General features: G+C 71.4%; 14 protein-coding genes. 5 read left to right on the top strand and 9 right to left on the bottom strand.

Translation table 11 applies throughout. The features are described from left to right. Positions 1-2: 2 nt before the first annotated feature. Genes OHB41_RS27285 through OHB41_RS27250 form a run of 8 tightly spaced genes read right to left on the bottom strand, consistent with a single transcriptional unit; the run spans position 3 to position 7,390 of the window. Complete coding sequence (locus OHB41_RS27285; RefSeq protein ID WP_266700784.1) at positions 3-1,994, bottom strand: NADH-quinone oxidoreductase subunit 5 family protein; 1,992 nt, start codon at positions 1,992-1,994, stop codon at positions 3-5. After that, on the bottom strand, positions 1,991-2,434 hold the full coding sequence (gene nuoK, locus OHB41_RS27280) for an NADH-quinone oxidoreductase subunit NuoK (RefSeq protein WP_266700783.1): 444 nt from the start codon (positions 2,432-2,434) through the stop codon (positions 1,991-1,993). The genes OHB41_RS27285 and nuoK overlap by 4 nt, the downstream gene beginning before the upstream one ends. Beyond that, entirely contained in the window at positions 2,434-3,033 is a 600-nt protein-coding gene (locus OHB41_RS27275; RefSeq protein ID WP_266700782.1) for an NADH-quinone oxidoreductase subunit J family protein, read from the bottom strand. The genes nuoK and OHB41_RS27275 overlap by 1 nt, the downstream gene beginning before the upstream one ends. Continuing rightward, a complete protein-coding gene (locus OHB41_RS27270; protein WP_266700781.1) occupies positions 3,030-3,830 on the bottom strand; it encodes a NuoI/complex I 23 kDa subunit family protein in 801 nt (266 codons plus the stop codon). Before OHB41_RS27270 ends, OHB41_RS27275 begins: the two co-directional genes overlap by 4 nt. A gap of 2 nt (positions 3,831-3,832) precedes the next feature. Then, positions 3,833-4,801 carry a complex I subunit 1/NuoH family protein gene (locus OHB41_RS27265; RefSeq protein ID WP_153289159.1) on the bottom strand — a complete coding sequence of 323 codons (969 nt, stop codon included), beginning with the start codon at positions 4,799-4,801 and terminating at the stop codon, positions 3,833-3,835. Next, positions 4,798-6,246, bottom strand: coding sequence for an NADH-quinone oxidoreductase subunit C (locus OHB41_RS27260; protein ID WP_266700780.1), 1,449 nt, complete (start codon positions 6,244-6,246; stop codon positions 4,798-4,800). Before OHB41_RS27260 ends, OHB41_RS27265 begins: the two co-directional genes overlap by 4 nt. Next, complete coding sequence (locus tag OHB41_RS27255) at positions 6,243-6,974, bottom strand: NADH-quinone oxidoreductase subunit B (RefSeq protein ID WP_266700779.1); 732 nt, start codon at positions 6,972-6,974, stop codon at positions 6,243-6,245. The genes OHB41_RS27260 and OHB41_RS27255 overlap by 4 nt, the downstream gene beginning before the upstream one ends. After that, positions 6,965-7,390 carry an NADH-quinone oxidoreductase subunit A gene (locus tag OHB41_RS27250; RefSeq protein ID WP_168529573.1) on the bottom strand — a complete coding sequence of 142 codons (426 nt, stop codon included), beginning with the start codon at positions 7,388-7,390 and terminating at the stop codon, positions 6,965-6,967. Before OHB41_RS27250 ends, OHB41_RS27255 begins: the two co-directional genes overlap by 10 nt. Positions 7,391-7,830: 440 nt before the next feature. On the opposite strand from OHB41_RS27250, the gene abrC1 reads away from it, so the two are divergent. The 5 genes from abrC1 to OHB41_RS27225 all read left to right on the top strand — a co-directional run bounded on the left by abrC1 (position 7,831) and on the right by OHB41_RS27225 (position 15,192). Further along, on the top strand, positions 7,831-8,979 hold the full coding sequence (gene abrC1 / locus OHB41_RS27245) for a sensor histidine kinase AbrC1 (protein WP_526025064.1): 1,149 nt from the start codon (positions 7,831-7,833) through the stop codon (positions 8,977-8,979). 464 nt (positions 8,980-9,443) lie between these two features. Then, positions 9,444-10,799 (top strand): sensor histidine kinase AbrC2, encoded by a 1,356-nt coding sequence (gene abrC2 / locus OHB41_RS27240; RefSeq protein ID WP_266700777.1) that lies wholly within the window; start codon positions 9,444-9,446, stop codon positions 10,797-10,799. A 436-nt stretch (positions 10,800-11,235) separates the two neighbouring features. Further along, on the top strand, positions 11,236-11,895 hold the full coding sequence (gene abrC3 / locus OHB41_RS27235) for a response regulator AbrC3 (protein WP_322747029.1): 660 nt from the start codon (positions 11,236-11,238) through the stop codon (positions 11,893-11,895). Between the two features lie 293 nt (positions 11,896-12,188). Then, a complete protein-coding gene (locus tag OHB41_RS27230; protein ID WP_266700776.1) occupies positions 12,189-14,120 on the top strand; it encodes a 2-oxoacid:acceptor oxidoreductase subunit alpha in 1,932 nt (643 codons plus the stop codon). Continuing rightward, positions 14,113-15,192, top strand: a complete 1,080-nt coding sequence (locus tag OHB41_RS27225) for a 2-oxoacid:ferredoxin oxidoreductase subunit beta (protein ID WP_266700775.1) — start codon at positions 14,113-14,115, stop codon at positions 15,190-15,192. Before OHB41_RS27230 ends, OHB41_RS27225 begins: the two co-directional genes overlap by 8 nt. Positions 15,193-15,211: 19 nt before the next feature. Here the strand turns inward: OHB41_RS27225 and OHB41_RS27220 are convergent, their stop codons facing one another. Continuing rightward, positions 15,212-15,643 carry a winged helix-turn-helix transcriptional regulator gene (locus tag OHB41_RS27220; protein WP_526024968.1) on the bottom strand — a complete coding sequence of 144 codons (432 nt, stop codon included), beginning with the start codon at positions 15,641-15,643 and terminating at the stop codon, positions 15,212-15,214. Positions 15,644-15,655 lie beyond the last annotated feature (12 nt).

Raw genomic sequence — 15,655 nt, 5'->3', positions numbered from 1 at the left:
GCTCACGCTCCCGTGGCGACGAGGAGGGCGGCGACCACCAGGACGACGGTGCCGGCGAGCAGCGCGCTCACATAGGTCTGCACATTGCCGGTCTGCGCGCGCCGTACGGCGGCGCCGAGCCAGCGGGGTAGAGCGCCCGCGGCGCGTACGTAGGTGTCGACGACCTCGCGGTCGAGGAACCGGACGAGCGAGGCTCCGGCCTGGACCGGGCGGACGAAGAGCACGGTGTACACGGCGTCGAGGTGGAAGCCGACGGCCGCGTGCCGGTGCAGCGGGCCGAGCAGCAGTCGGCCCGGGTCCGCGGGGTCGGATGCGTAGGCCACGTCTCCGAAGACGGGCTCGTGGCTGGCGATCGCCTCGGCCTCGACCTGTCCGGGGTCGGATTCGGGGTGGGCCGCGACCGCGCCCAGCGGGACGCGGGCCGCGAGCACGGTGGTCTGCCGCCAGGCGCCGTAGGTGACCAGTCCGCCGACCAGGGCGAGCCCCGTGCCGAGGACGGAGGTGGTGAGTACCGGTGTCAGGTCGCGGCCGTCGAACCAGTCGGGCAGCGGCCCGTACAGCAGGCCGAAGGCGAGCGACGGGACGGCGAGCACCCACAGGACGGCGGTCATGGTGACGGGCTGCCTGCCGTGGTCGGGGGCCTCGGCGCCCCGGCCGCGGAAGGCCAGCAGCCACAGTCGGGTGGCGTACGCCGCGGTGAGCACGGCCGTGATCAGACCGGCGACGAGGACGATCCAGCCCGCGGCGCCGGGTGCGTGCTCGGTGTGGCCGGTGGCGACGTGCTCGGCGGCACCGAGGACGGCTTCCTTGGAGAAGAAGCCGCTGAACGGAGGGATCGCGGCGAGTGCGAGGAGCGCCACCGTCATCGTCCAGTAGGCGTCCGGGACGCGGGTGCGCAGGTCCTTCATCCGGGACATGACGGCCAGTGAGTTGGTGCCGGAGGCGTGGATGATCACGCCGGCGGCGAGGAACAGCAGCGCCTTGAAGGCGCCGTGCGCGAGGAGGTGGAAGACGGCGGCACCGCGGTCGCCGACGGCGAGGGCTCCGGTCATGTAGCCGAGCTGGCCGATGGTGGAGTACGCGAGGACACGCTTGATGTCGTCCTGGGCGAGTGCGGCGAGTGCCGAGCCGGCCATCGTGACGGCGGCCATGACGGCGAGGACGGTCATCGCGGCCGCTGAGGCCTGGAAGACGGGGAGGAGCCGGGCGACGAAGTAGACACCGGCGGCGACCATCGTCGCGGCGTGGATCAGCGCGGAGACGGGTGTCGGGCCCGCCATGGCATCGGGCAGCCAGGTGTGCAGCGGGAACTGCGCGGACTTGCCCGCGACACCGGCGAGGAGCAGCAGGGCGATCAGCGTCGGATGGTGCAGTCCGCCGCTCGCGACGGTGCCGAGGACCGTGGTGATGCGGAAGGACCCGGCGTCGGTGGCCAGGGCGAACAGGCCGATGAGGAAGGGGACGTCGCCGAGTTTGGTGACCAGGAAGGCCTTGAGGGAGGCGGCGCGGGCCTCGGGGGTTTCCCAGTAGTGCCCGACCAGGAAGTACGAGCAGATGCCCATGACTTCCCAGCCGACCAGCAGCACGATCAGGTCGCCCGAGTACACGACGAGGAGCATCGCGGAGGTGAAGAGGGAGACGAGAGCGGCGTAGGAGGGGTAGCGGGGGTCGTCGCGCAGATAGCCCGTCGAGTAGATCTGCACGCAGGTGGCGACGACGCCGACGAGTACGGCGACGAGGGCGGCGAAGCCGTCGATGTACAGGGCGAGTTCGATCGGCACCGAGCCGGTGGGCGTCAGTTCGGTGGCGGCGCTGACGGCCTGGTCACCGCCCTGGCGCACGGCGACGAGGACGGCGATGACGAGTGAGGCGAGGGGTGGGAGTACGGCGAGGGGGCGGACGAAGCCGGGGGCCGTGCGGCCGAGGAGGAGTCCGGTCACGGCGCCGAGGAACGGCAGGAGGGGGACGAGGACGGCGAGGGTGGTCGTGGTCACGCGGCGGCCTCAGCCTTCTCGTCTGCCGGGACGGGGGCTCCTTCTGGGCCGCCGTCGTCGGGGCCGGCACTGTCCGGGCCGTGACGGTCGGGGCCGCCGTCGTCGGGGCCGCCCGTCTCGGGGCCCTCGGCGGTGTCGCGGAGTCTGTCGATGTCCGAGGTGCCGCGGTTGCGGTGGACGGCAAGGACGATCGCCAGGCCGATGCCGATCTCGGCGGCGGCGATGGCGATGGTGAACAGGGTCAGGGCCTGGCCGGAGTGGAGCGTGTCACGGGCGGCCTTGGAGAGCCAGACGTCGAAGGCGACGAGGTTGAGGTTGACGGCGTTGAGCATCAGCTCGACGGACATCAGGACCAGGATCGCGTTTCGGCGCGCGAGGACTCCGTACAGACCCGTGCAGAAGAGGAGGGCGGCGAGCACGGCGGGATAGGCGAGGTGCATCAGCGGGCCTCTTCCTTCTCCGCGGACTTCGCCTTGCGGGAGAGGACGATCGCCCCCACCAGGGCGGCGAGGAGGAGGACGGACAGCGCTTCGAAGGGGAGCACCCAGTTCTGGAAGAGGCTCGCTCCGGTCACCTCGGTGGAGCCGGCGGCGGGACCCGCCAGGTCGACAAAGGTGGTGCGGAAGGCGTCGACGACGACCCAGACCAGGGCGGCGGCCGCGGCGACTGCCACGGTAAGGGCGGCCCAGCGGTTCCCGGAGTCGGCGTCCGGGGAACGGCCGATCGGGGCCCTGGTGAGCATGAGGCCGAACAGGAGGAGGACGACGACGGAACCGACGTAGATGAGGACCTGCACCCAGGCGATGAACTCGGCCGTGAGCAGGAGGTATTCGACGGCGAGACCGCCGAGCGTCACCACCAGCCACAGGGCGGCGTGCACCAGCTGCTTGGTGGTGACGGTGACGATCGCGGCGCCGAAGGTGACCAGGCCGACGAGGAGGAAGGCGATCTCGACACCGGTCGGCGAGAGGAAGCCGTGGCTCCCGGCGGCGGTGGTCGTGGCGTGCGTCGCGAGGACCGTGGCTGCTGCGAGGCTCACGCGTCACCGTCCTGTGGTGCGGCGGGCCTGGACGGGTCCGAGGCCGGGGGGCCGGTGCGGGGCTCGGTCCCGGCTGCCTGTTCGGCGGACTCGGCGGACGGCGTGGGCGGGGTGGCCGTCTCCGCCGAAGCCGTCTCGGCCACTTCGGTCGCCTTGGCCACTTCGGTCGCTTCGGTCGCTTCAGTCGCTTCAGTCGCTTCAGTCGCTTCAGTCGCTTCGGCTGCGAGTTTCTCGGCCTCGGCGGCCTCGGCTGCCTGGGCCGCGAGTTTCTCGGCCTCGGCCGCGAGCTTGTCGGCGCTCTTGCGGGCGGCGACCAGTTCCTTCGGCTCCTCGGCGCCGGCGTCGAGGGCGGGCGGGGCCGGAACCGTCCACATCCACTCGCGCAGCTTGTCGCGCTCGTGGGTGAGTTCGTGGATGTCTGTCTCCGCGTACTCGAACTCCGGTGACCAGAACAGCGCGTCGAAAGGACAGACCTCGATGCAGATACCGCAGTACATGCAGAGGGAGAAGTCGATGGCGAAGCGGTCGAGGACGTTGCGGCTGCGTTCGCGTCCACCGGGGGCCGCGGCCGGGACCGTCTCCTTGTGGGAGTCGATGTAGATGCACCAGTCCGGGCACTCGCGGGCGCACAGCATGCAGACCGTGCAGTTCTCCTCGAAGAGGCCGATGACACCGCGGGAGCGCGGCGGCAGTTCGGGCTGGACGTCCGGGTACTGCGCGGTGACGGTCTTCTTCGTCATCGTGCGGAGGGTGACGGCCAGGCCCTTGGCCAGGCCTGAGCCGGGGAGGGGGGCCATGGTTACGAGATCACCACCTTGACGATGCCGGTGAGGGCGATCTGGGCGAGGGAGAGGGGGACGAGGAGGGTCCAGGAGAGTTTCTGGAGCTGGTCCTCGCGCAGGCGGGGATAGGTGACGCGGAGCCAGATCACGACGAAGGCAAGGATCGCGGTCTTCAGCAGGGTCCAGACCCAGCCGAGGCCGTCCGCGCCCCAGGGGCCGTGCCAGCCCCCCAGGAAGAGGACGGTGGTCAGACCGCACAGGACGACGATTCCGGCGTATTCGGCGAGGAGGAAGAGCGCGAAGCGCAGGCCCGTGTACTCGGTGTACGCGCCGAAGATGATCTCCGAGTCGGCGACCGGCATGTCGAAGGGGGGACGCTGGAGTTCGGCGAGCCCCGCCACGAAGAACACGATCGCGCCGACGATCTGCCACGGCAGCCACCACCACTGGAACGCGTCGACGATGCCGGGGAGGGAGACCGTGCCGGCCGCCATCGCGACGGAGGCGGCGGTCAGCAGCATCGGGAGTTCGTACGCGAGCAGTTGGGCGGCGGTGCGCAGGCCGCCTAGGAGGGAGAACTTGTTGGCCGAGGCCCAGCCCGCCATGAGCGAGCCGAGGACGCCGACGCCCATCACGGCGAGGACGAAGAAGATGCCCGCGTCGACGACCTCGCCGACGGCGCCCTCGCCCGGACCGATGGGAATGGCGAGCAGGACGAGAAGGTACGGGAGGAGGGCCACGGCAGGGGCGAGCTGGAAGATACGGCGGTCCGCGCCCGCCGGGACGATGTCCTCCTTCTGCGCGAACTTCACGCCATCGGCGACGAGCTGGGCCCAGCCGTGGAAGCCGCCCGCGTACATCGGGCCGAGGCGGCCCTGCATGTGGGCCATCACCTTGTGCTCGGTCTGACCGACGATCAGGGGGAACGTCAGGAAGACGACGAAGACGACGACGAGTCGCAGGGCGACGTCGAGGGCGTCGTTCACTGCGTGCCTCCAGAGGGCTCGTCGGGGTCGGGCTGCCGTTCGCCGGGGGTGGGTTCGGGTGCGGGGTCAGGTGTGGGCGCGGGGTCGGGACCGGGTGCGCGATCCGGGGCGGATTCCGCTTCGGCGGAGGGCTTCGCCTCGGACTCCGGGGTGCTCCCGGTCGTGCTCTTCGACGTGGCCTCAGGCGCGCCCTCGGTCGGCCCAGCCGGCTCGGTCTGCCCAGCCGGCTCGGTCGGGCTCTTCAGCGCTTCCTCGGGCGTGCCCTCAGCCGTGCCCTCGGTTGTGCCCTCAGCCGTGCCCTCGGAAGGCGGCTCCGACCGTGGCTGCGGCTGCGTCCCCGGCTGCGGTTCTGGTTTCGGCTCGTCGAAGGCGGGGCGGGCGTGGTGCCACGGAGCGTCCGAGTCGCGGGGCGCGGTGGGCCTCGACGGCGCCGCGGGGGCCGTCGGCCCGTCGGCACTCACGGGCGTCGCCGCCGGGGTCTCCCCCGTTTCCCCGGACCGCTGGGAGGCCGATCCCTGGCCGGCACTGCGCGCGCGGCGGGGTCCGGCCGGCGCTGCCGGAGCCGTCCGCCCCTCGGCGTCCGGGACCGCGGTCTGCTCATCCGCGGAACCTCGGCCCTCGGGAGCCGGACCCGTGGAGCTCTGGCTCGCGGAACCCTGACTCGCGCTGCGCGCACGGCGGGGCGGCACCGCGGCACCCGTGCCGGCACCAACGCCCGGACCCGGACCGGCACCCGCACCCGCACCGGCCGCACTGCCACCCGCGCCGGCGGTGGGCGCCTGGCTGGCGGAGCCGTCTCCCGCCGTACGCGCGCGGCGCACCGGGCGGTCACCGGCGGCGGCGCGGGCGCCGCCCCGGGCCGGACGGGCGGGGGCCGGCGGGAGCTGACCCTTCAGCGGACCCCAGTCGTTGGGGTCGGGGACGCCGGGCGGAAGCATCTGGCGGCGCTTCGGACCGCCGTGGTCGGACTCCCCCGGCTCCTTGGCACCGGGCCAGGCCTTGGCCACACGGGCGGCGAGGACGAAGTCCTTGCGGAGGGGGTGGCCCTCGAAGCCCTCGGGAAGGAGGAGCGGGTCGAGGCCGGGGTGGCCCTCGAAGGTCACGCCGAACATCTCGTGGGTCTCGCGCTCGTGCCAGCCGGCGCCCGCGTACACGGAGACCGCCGACGCCAGGACGGGTGCCGAGTGCGGGACGGTCGTACGGACGAGGAGGCGGCGTACCGGGGACAGGGCCACCACGTGAGCCGCGACGCGGAAGCCCGTACCGGGTTCGTCGACGGCGCTCAGCCAGTCGAAATAGCTGCAGCCGAGGGTGGTCCGGGCCGTGTCGAGGGCCGCGATCCAGGAAGCGGGCGGTACGTCGACGGTCAGGACCTCGTACGACTCCTCGGCCGTGGCCTCCGGGCCGAAGAGTTCCTCGACGGGTGCGGGGAGCCAGCCGGTCACTTGTCACCCTCCCCGGAAGCCGGGGTCCCGCCGGAGACCGCGTCCCCGCCGGAAACCGGTGTCTCCACGGATGCCCGGGGCTCGCCGCCGGTCGCGGCCGGCGGGGCCACCAGCCCGCTCTGGAGCGCGGCCGCCGACGGCCGCTGCGAAGAGCCGTAGCGCTCCCCCAGCGACTCCCGGGCGATCTTCTCCTGGAGCTTGAGAATGCCCTGGAGCAGCGCCTCGGGCCGGGGCGGGCAGCCGGGCACGTAGACGTCGACGGGGATGATCTGGTCGACGCCCTTGGTGACGGAGTACGAGTCCCAGTAGGGGCCGCCGCAGTTCGAGCACGCGCCGAAGGAGATGACGTACTTTGGCTCGGGCATCTGCTCGTAGAGGCGCTTGACGGCCGGGGCCATCTTGTCCGTGACCGTGCCGGAGACCACCATCAGGTCGGCCTGGCGCGGGCCCGGCGCGAACGGGATCACACCGAGCCGGATGAAGTCGTGCCGGGCCATCGACGCGGCGATGAACTCGATCGCACAGCAGGCGAGGCCGAAGTTGAAGACCCAGAGCGAGTAGCGGCGGCCCCAGTTCAGGACGACCTTCATGGGCTCGGGGGCGAGGCGCGAGAGCACACCCAGCCGCTTCGGCTCCGGCAGCAGGACCGGCTGCTCCGAGAGCTTGCCCGAGGTCTGGCCCGAGGTCTGGCCCGCGGTCTGGCCCGAGGTCTTGGGGGTCACGTCCATGTGAGGACGCCCTTCTTGTATGCGTACAGCAGCCCCACGGCGAGGAAGCCGAGGAAGATGAACATCTCCGCGAGCGTCGCGGCGCCGTAGCCGGGAGCGGCGAAGACGGTCGCCCAGGGGAAGAGGAAGATCGAGTCGACGGCGAAGATGACGTAGAGGAACGCGTAGACGTAGTAGCGGACCTGGGTGTGGGCCCAGCCCTCGCCCACGGGGTCGACGCCGCACTCGTACGTCAGGAGTTTCTCGGGTGTGGGGACGACCGGCCGCAGCAGTCGGCCCGCCCCGAAGGCGACGGCGACGAAGAGCACGCCCACGACGGCGAGCAGTCCGACGACCGAGTAGGACTGGAAGTAGCCCGCCGCGACGACGGTCGGTTCCGGCACGTCAGCCCCTCGCTCCCTGACCTCGTGGCGCACGCCGTGCGCCTATCGCGCACGCTGCGATACGCCCTGTTCGACGATCTGTACGGACGGGAGTCTAGGGCCTGCTAAAGAAACGGTAAGCAGGCCGTCACACCCTGGCTATCGTGGACACGTCATGGTCGAGTGCTGGACTCGTCCGGCTCGTGCGCCACGCGATTCTCGTCCGTCTCTCGCGATCGCTTTCCATTTGACCGCAGACCGGCGCCCGGCACAGCACGGGACCTCACGAAGGTAGGGCTTTCCCCAGTGGATCGGGGCGGCTCACCTCATGGCGCGGCGGCTCGCCGCCGGGCAGGCTAGCGAATATGACCGAACGCATCACCGCGATCGTCCCGCCGGGCGGGACACCCTCAGGGACGACTGCCGGGACGCCCGACACGCCGCCCGACGCCCCGTCCGACGGAACGCCCGGCAAGGCGCCCGACGGCGACCGGCTGCCGTCCCCCCGTCTCGCCCTCGGCCGCCGGACCTGGCAGGAGATCGCGCACCTGCTCGCCAATCTGCCTGTCTCGATCTTCGGCTTCGTGTACGTCGTGACGATGGTGTCCACGGGCTCGGCGCTCGCGGTGACGGTGGTGGGACTGCCGTTGCTCGCGGGCGGCCTGCTGGGCGCACGCCAGCTGGGCAAGCTGGAGCGGGCACGGGCACGGGCGCTGCTCGGTCTGCGGATCGACGAGCCGAGCCCGCTGCCGGTGCGCAGGACCGGCTTCTTCGCCTGGCTGTGGTCGAGCCTGAAGGACCCGGTGGGCTGGCGGACGGTGCTGTACGACCTGATCAGACTCCCGTGGGGTGTGCTGACGTTCGCGGTCACGCTGACGTCGCTCTTCGTGCTGTGGCCGGTGCTGCCGTTCATCGCGCGGGGGCTGACCAACGTGGACCGGGCGATGGTGCGCGGGCTGCTGTCGCCCTCCGACGAGCTGGAGCGGCGCATCGCCGAGCTGGAGTCGGACCGGGGGGTCGTGGTCGACACGGCCGCGGCGGACCTGCGGCGCATCGAGCGCGATCTGCACGACGGGGCACAGGCCCGGCTGGTCAACCTCGCCATGGGACTCGGCCTGGCCAAGGAGAAACTCCTGGAGGGCCAGGCCGACGAGACCGTCGCGGCCATGGTCGACGAGGCGCACGGCGAGGTGAAGCTGGCCCTGCAGGAGCTGCGCGACCTGGCCCGCGGCATCCACCCCGCGGTCCTCACCGACCGCGGGCTCGACGCCGCGCTCTCCTCGGTCGCCACGCGCTGCACGGTACCGGTGAAGGTGACCGCCGACCTGCGGTCGAGACCGGCCGCGGCCATCGAGGGGATCGCCTACTTCACCGTCTCCGAGCTGCTGCAGAACATCAGCAAACACAGCGGGGCGAGGTCCGCGTCCGTCGACGTGTGGCGGACGGACCAGCGGCTGCTCATCCAGGTCCAGGACGACGGGCGCGGCGGCGCCCGGCTCGACGGCGGTACGGGGATGGCGGGGCTCGCGGACCGGCTCGGCGCGGTGGACGGGCTGTTCGTCATCGACTCGCCGCCCGGCGGCCCGACCACCATCACGGCCGAACTGCCCTGGCGGGACCGGCAGGACGAGCCGGCGCGGTAGGACGTGTCGTACGGACCCGGCTCGGGCCCGGCCACGCCGGCGCACCGGGCCGGGTCCGAGCGCACCGCCGCGCCGCCGCACCCCGGGGCCAGTGATCCGGTACTCCGGTGCTCCGGTACTCCGGTACTCCGGTGCCCTGCGCACCCACGAGACCCGCACCCCGCGCCCCACAGCCCTTGCGGCCCCGCACCTCGGGGGACCCGGCGGCCGCGGTGATCCGATGACCGTGGCGACGCGATGGCCATGGCGACCCGACGGCCGTGGCGACCCGATGACCAGGGCGACGCGAGAGCCACGGCGACCCGGCCAGGGCGACCGGACAGCCATGGCGACCCGATGGCCACGGCCGGGGTAGGGAAAACCCCCGCCCCAAGAGGCCGACCCGCTCCATGTTCCCCACGCTCCGCGGCCAGCAGAGTTGAGGTACGAGCCGACGAGCAGGACGAGTAGAACGGACGACGCCGATGGCCACGGAGTACGGACAGGGATACGGGCACGGGAGCGGGCCCGGATTCCACGGGGCGGCTGCCGGGGAGCGGCGCCACCGCCTCCCCGCACCGCTGCGGGCGCCGATCGAGGCCCGCAGCTGGCGCGAGTTCGGCTACGTGATGCTCGGCCTGCCGCTCGGCATCGCCATGTTCACGTTCGCCGTCACGATGTTCTCGCTGGGCGCCGGCCTGCTGATCACCTTCCTGGGGGTCCCGGTGCTCGCCGGCGGCCTGGCAGGCTGCCGCGGGTTCGGCGCGCTGGAGCGGGCGCGGGCGCGCGGGCTGCTCGGGGTCGAGGTGGCCTCGCCGGAGCCCGTACTCGTGCGCGGGCAGGGGGCGATGGCGTGGATGGGGGCGATCCTCAAGAACGGCGCGTCGTGGCGGCATCTGCTGTACGCGGTGGTGCAGTTCCCCTGGGCGGTGTTCTCGTTCGTGGTGGCGCTGACCTTCTGGGCGTACGGCTGGGCGATGCTGACGTATCCGCTGTGGTTCTGGCTCTTCCCGGTCTACGGCGGCCAGGGCGGCCTTCAGCTCTACGGCGACGGCACCCACAGCATCTACCTGGACAACCCCTTCGAGATCACCGTGACCGCGCTGCTGGGGCTGCTGATCACCATGGCGACGCCGTGGATCGTAAGGGCGCTGACCACGGTGGACCGGCTGCTGGTGCCGGGGCTGCTCGGGCCGTCGCGGCTGGCGACCAGGGTGGTCGAGCTGGAGTCGGACCGGGGGGTCGTGGTCGACACGGCCGCGGCGGACCTGCGGCGCATCGAGCGCGATCTGCACGACGGGGCACAGGCCCGGCTGGTCAACCTCGCCATGGGACTCGGCCTGGCCAAGGAGAAGCTCACCGAGGACCCGCGCGCCGCGGCGCGCATGGTGGACGAGGCGCACGGCGAGGTGAAGACGGCGTTGCAGGAGCTGCGCGACCTGGCCCGCGGCATCCACCCGGCGGTCCTCACCGACCGTGGGCTCGACGCGGCGCTCTCCTCGGTGGCCTCGCGCTGCACGGTGCCGGTGGCGGTGGACGTGGACCTTCCCGCCCGGCCCGCCCCGGCGATCGAGGGGATCGCCTACTTCACCGTCTCCGAGCTGCTGCAGAACATCAGCAAGCACGCGCGGGCGACGCGGGCCACGGTCGACGTCTGGCGCATCGAGAACCGGCTGATGCTTCAGGTCGTCGACGACGGTGTGGGCGGCGCCGACGTCTCCGCGGGCTCGGGTCTGGCGGGGCTCGCGGAGCGGCTGGACGCGGTGGACGGGATTCTGGTGGTGGACTCCGCCCCGGGCGGCCCCACCCGGATCACGGCGGAACTGCCCTGGCGGGGCTGAGCCGGACGCGGAGCGTGGCGGCGTGGCACGGAGAGTGGACGGGGAGCGTGGCGCGGGGGCACGGACAGTGAACCGGGAGCCGGCGGCGTGGCACGGAGAGTGAACCGGGCGCGTGGCGGCGCCGCACGAGGGTGAACCGGGTGCCTGCCGCGCACGACAGGCCGGGCGTCGCACACCCCCAGACGCCCGCCCCAGATGCCCACCGCAGACGCCCACACCAGACCCCCGCCCGCGACACCCCCGCCCGTGATCCCCGATGGCCGCCCCTCGCGCCACCCCCTGGTTCCTCTCCCCCGGCTCACCCGTCCCGGCGATTCCCGTTGCCCGGGCGCCCGGCGGTCCGAATGCTGGAATGCTGAGGGCTGTCGTACGAGCGGGCGCAACCGGCGCCGGCCGGGTACGGGCTGTGGGGGGCCGAAACATCGTGGAGGACAGAGTGCGGGTGGTCATCGCCGAGGATTCAGTGCTGCTCAGGGAGGGCCTGACCCGGTTGCTGACCGACCGTGGGCACGACGTCGTGGCCGGTGTCGGTGACGGCGACGCACTGATCAAGACCATCACCGACCTGGCGGCCGAGGGCGCGCTGCCGGACGTGGTGGTGGCCGACGTACGGATGCCGCCGACGCACACCGACGAGGGCGTCAAGGCGGCCGTGCAGCTGCGCAAGCACCACCCCGGACTGGGGGTGCTGGTCCTGTCGCAGTACGTGGAGGAGCGCTACGCCACCGAACTGCTGGCCGGTTCCAGTCGTGGTGTCGGCTATCTGCTCAAGGACCGGGTCGCCGAGGTGCGCGAGTTCGTGGACGCGGTGGTGCGGGTGGCCCAGGGGGGTACCGCGCTCGACCCCGAGGTGGTCGCGCAGCTGCTGGGGCGCAGCCGCAAGCAGGACGTGCTGGCCGGGCTCACGCCCCGTGAGCGGGAGGTGCTGGGGCTGATGGCCGAGGGCCGGACCAACTCGGCGATCGCGCGGCAGCTGGTGGTGAGCGACGGAGCGGTCGAGAAGCACGTCAGCAACATCTTCCTGAAGCTGGGGCTGTCCCCGAGCGACGGGGATCACCGGCGTGTTCTGGCGGTTCTGACCTACCTCAACTCCTGAATGGCTGACACTGTGTCAGGTATACGGAAAGCGGTGGCCGGGAGACCGGTACGAGGCTCGCACGAGGTCGACGCAAGGCCGGCGTGAGAACCAGAGGGTGAGCGGGGAGCATCTTCGGGAGAAGAATCGGGGGGCGAGCAAATCGTGACAAGTCAGGGCGTCGAACCGTCTCAAAACGGTGTCCATCATGCGAACCGCCGAGGGAAGGCGACCCTTACGGACGTAGGGTTGGTCCTGGGAAGGCCTTCGGGAAGGCCGCTCCCAGACAGCCGCCTCGAAGGAGGTCCAGTTAAGTGACCAGCCAGGTCAGTAGCCCAGCGGAGCAGGCCGACGAATCCGTCGTAGGAGAACAGCGCAATCCGGCGGGGGCGAAGGACGTTCGCCGGCTCGACCGGGTGATCATCCGGTTCGCGGGCGACTCGGGCGACGGAATGCAGCTCACCGGCGACCGTTTCACCTCCGAGACCGCGTCCTTCGGCAACGACCTCTCCACACTGCCGAACTTCCCCGCCGAGATCCGAGCGCCCGCAGGCACCCTGCCGGGCGTTTCTTCGTTCCAGCTGCATTTCGCGGACCACGACATCCTCACTCCGGGCGACGCGCCGAACGTCCTCGTCGCCATGAACCCGGCCGCCCTGAAGGCGAACATCGCCGATGTGCCGCGCGGCGCGGAGATCATCGTCAACACGGACGAGTTCACCAAACGGGCGATGTCGAAGGTCGGTTACGCGACGAACCCGCTGGAGGACGGCTCCCTGGACGGCTACAGCGTCCACCCGGTGCCTCTCACGACGATGACGGTCGAGGCGCTCAAGGAGTTCGAGCTGTCCCGCAAGGAGGCCGAGCGCAGCAAGAACATGTTCGCGCTGGGCCTGCTGTCCTGGATGTACCACCGGCCGACCGAGGGCACCGAGAAGTTCCTGCGGGCCAAGTTCGCGAAGAAGCCCGAGATCGCGGCGGCCAACCTCGCCGCGTTCCGGGCGGGCTGGAACTTCGGCGAGACGACCGAGGACTTCGCGGTCTCGTACGAGGTCGCCCCGGCCGAGCGCACCTTCCCGACCGGCACGTACCGCAACATCTCGGGGAACCTGGCCCTGTCGTACGGCCTGATCGCCGCCTCCGAGCAGGCGGACCTGCCGCTCTACCTCGGCTCGTACCCGATCACGCCCGCCTCCGACATCCTGCACGAACTCAGCAAGCACAAGAACTTCGGCGTGCGCACCTTCCAGGCCGAGGACGAGATCGCGGGCATCGGCGCCGCGTTGGGCGCCGCCTTCGGCGGCTCGCTGGCGGTCACGACGACCTCGGGGCCGGGGGTGGCGCTGAAGTCGGAGACGATCGGGCTCGCCGTCTCCCTCGAACTGCCGCTGCTGGTCATCGACATCCAGCGCGGCGGCCCCTCCACCGGGCTGCCGACCAAGACCGAGCAGGCCGACCTGCTGCAGGCGATGTACGGCCGCAACGGCGAGGCGCCCGTCCCGGTCGTCGCGCCGCGCACACCCGCGGACTGCTTCGACGCCGCGCTGGAGGCGGCGCGCATCGCCCTCACCTACCGCACCCCCGTCCTGCTCCTGTCGGACGGCTACCTGGCCAACGGCTCGGAGCCCTGGCGCATCCCGGACATCGACGAACTCCCGGACCTGCGGGTGCGGTTCGCGCAGGGCCCGAACCACACACTGGACGACGGCACCGAGGTCTTCTGGCCCTACAAGCGCGACCCCAGGACCCTGGCCCGCCCCTGGGCGGTCCCGGGCACGCCGGGCCTGGAACACCGCATCGGCGGCATCGAGAAGCAGGACGGCACGGGCAACATCTCCTACGATCCCGCCAACCACGACTTCATGGTGCGCACCCGGCAGGCCAAGATCGACGGCATCGACGTCCCGGACATGGAGGTCGACGACCCCTCGGACGAGGCCGACACGCTGGTGCTGGGCTGGGGTTCGACGTACGGCCCCATCACCGCGGCGGTACGGCGGCTGCGGACGGCCGGGGAGTCCATCGCGCAGGCCCACCTGCGTCACCTCAACCCCTTCCCGCACAACCTCGGCACGGTGCTGGGACGGTACGACAAGGTGGTGATCCCCGAGATGAACCTCGGCCAGCTCGCCACCCTCGTCCGGGCCCGATACCTGGTCGACGCGCGTTCCTACAACCAGGTCAACGGCATGCCGTTCAAGGCCGAACAGCTCGCCAAGGTGCTCAAGGAGGCCATCGATGGCTGAGACGACCACGGAAGGCGCGGACACCATCAAGGCGCTCGGTCTGGTGCCCAAGGCCGGGGCCAGGCAGTCCATGAAGGACTTCAAGTCCGATCAGGAAGTGCGCTGGTGCCCCGGCTGCGGGGACTACGCGATCCTGGCCGCCGTGCAGGGCTTCATGCCCGAACTCGGCCTCGCCAAGGAGAACATCGTCTTCGTCTCGGGCATCGGCTGCTCGTCCCGCTTCCCGTACTACATGAACACGTACGGCATGCACTCCATCCACGGCCGCGCGCCCGCCATCGCCACGGGACTCGCCTCCTCCCGCCGCGACCTGAGCGTATGGGTGGTGACCGGGGACGGCGACGCGCTGTCGATCGGCGGCAACCACCTCATCCACGCGCTGCGCCGCAACGTGAACCTGAAGATCCTGCTGTTCAACAACCGGATCTACGGCCTCACCAAGGGCCAGTACTCGCCGACCTCCGAGGTCGGCAAGATCACCAAGTCGACGCCGATGGGCTCGCTGGACGCACCCTTCAACCCGGTGTCCCTGGCCATCGGCGCGGAGGCCTCCTTCGTCGCCCGGACCGTGGACTCCGACCGCAAGCACCTCACCGACGTCCTGCGGCAGGCCGCCGCCCACCCGGGCACGGCACTGGTGGAGATCTACCAGAACTGCAACATCTTCAACGACGGCGCCTTCGAGGTGCTGAAGGACAAGCAGCAGGCCGAGGAAGCGGTCATCCGCCTCGAACACGGGCAGCGGATCCGCTTCGGCACGGACGGCGCCAAGGGCGTCGTACGGGACGCCCTGACCGGCGACCTGAAGGTCGTCGCCGTCACCCCGGAGAACGAGTCGCAGGTCCTGGTCCACGACGCCCACGCCCCGTCACCGACCACCGCCTTCGCGCTCTCCCGGCTGGCCGATCCGGACACCCTGCACCACACCCCGATCGGTGTCCTGCGCTCCGTCGACCGGCCGGTCTACGACACCCAGATGGCCGACCAGCTGGACGCGGCCATCGAGCTGAACGGCAAGGGGGACCTGGCCACGCTGCTCGCCGGCGGGGACACCTGGACGGTCGTCGGCTGACCGGACCGGACCCGGCGGTTCAGGAGGCCCGGGTGCCTGACGCCCGGGCCTCGTCGTACCGGAGGCGGGCCTTCTCGACGTCGTCCATCCGGTCCTTGGTCCAGCCCGCCAGCGCGCGCACCTGCTCGGCGGCCTCGCGGCCGAGTCCGGTGAGCGAGTAGTCGACGCGCGGCGGGATCACTGGCTTCGCGTCGCGGTGGACGAGACCGTCGCGCTCGAGAGTCTGGAGGGTCTGGGTGAGCATCTTCTCGCTGACCCGGCCGATCGCCCGGCGCAGCTCGCTGAAGCGGTAGGGGCGGTCGAGGAGCTCGATCAGTACGAGCACACCCCAGCGACTGGTGACGTGCTCCAGGACGAGACGGTACGGGCACATCGCCTCGCCGGTGTCGTACTTGCCGACCGCCGGCTCACCGGCGGTGGCCCTGCTGACTGCTCGGGTACTTACGGCCATGTACGTACCTTA

This window comes from Streptomyces sp. NBC_01571 (assembly GCF_026339875.1).
Classification (GTDB): domain Bacteria; phylum Actinomycetota; class Actinomycetes; order Streptomycetales; family Streptomycetaceae; genus Streptomyces.
Note: the sequence above shows the minus strand (reverse complement) of the source record. Positions and strands in the feature narration are given on the sequence as shown.

Coding starts and splice junctions, on each gene's coding strand:
- nuoK (WP_266700783.1), bottom strand. CDS start 2,434: ATGCACCTCGCCTATCCCGCCGTGCTCGCCGCCCTCCTCTTCTGCACG.
- OHB41_RS27220 (WP_526024968.1), bottom strand. CDS start 15,643: ATGGCCGTAAGTACCCGAGCAGTCAGCAGGGCCACCGCCGGTGAGCCG.
- abrC2 (WP_266700777.1), top strand. CDS start 9,444: ATGGCCACGGAGTACGGACAGGGATACGGGCACGGGAGCGGGCCCGGA.
- OHB41_RS27270 (WP_266700781.1), bottom strand. CDS start 3,830: ATGGCCCCCCTCCCCGGCTCAGGCCTGGCCAAGGGCCTGGCCGTCACC.
- OHB41_RS27255 (WP_266700779.1), bottom strand. CDS start 6,974: ATGGACGTGACCCCCAAGACCTCGGGCCAGACCGCGGGCCAGACCTCG.
- OHB41_RS27225 (WP_266700775.1), top strand. CDS start 14,113: ATGGCTGAGACGACCACGGAAGGCGCGGACACCATCAAGGCGCTCGGT.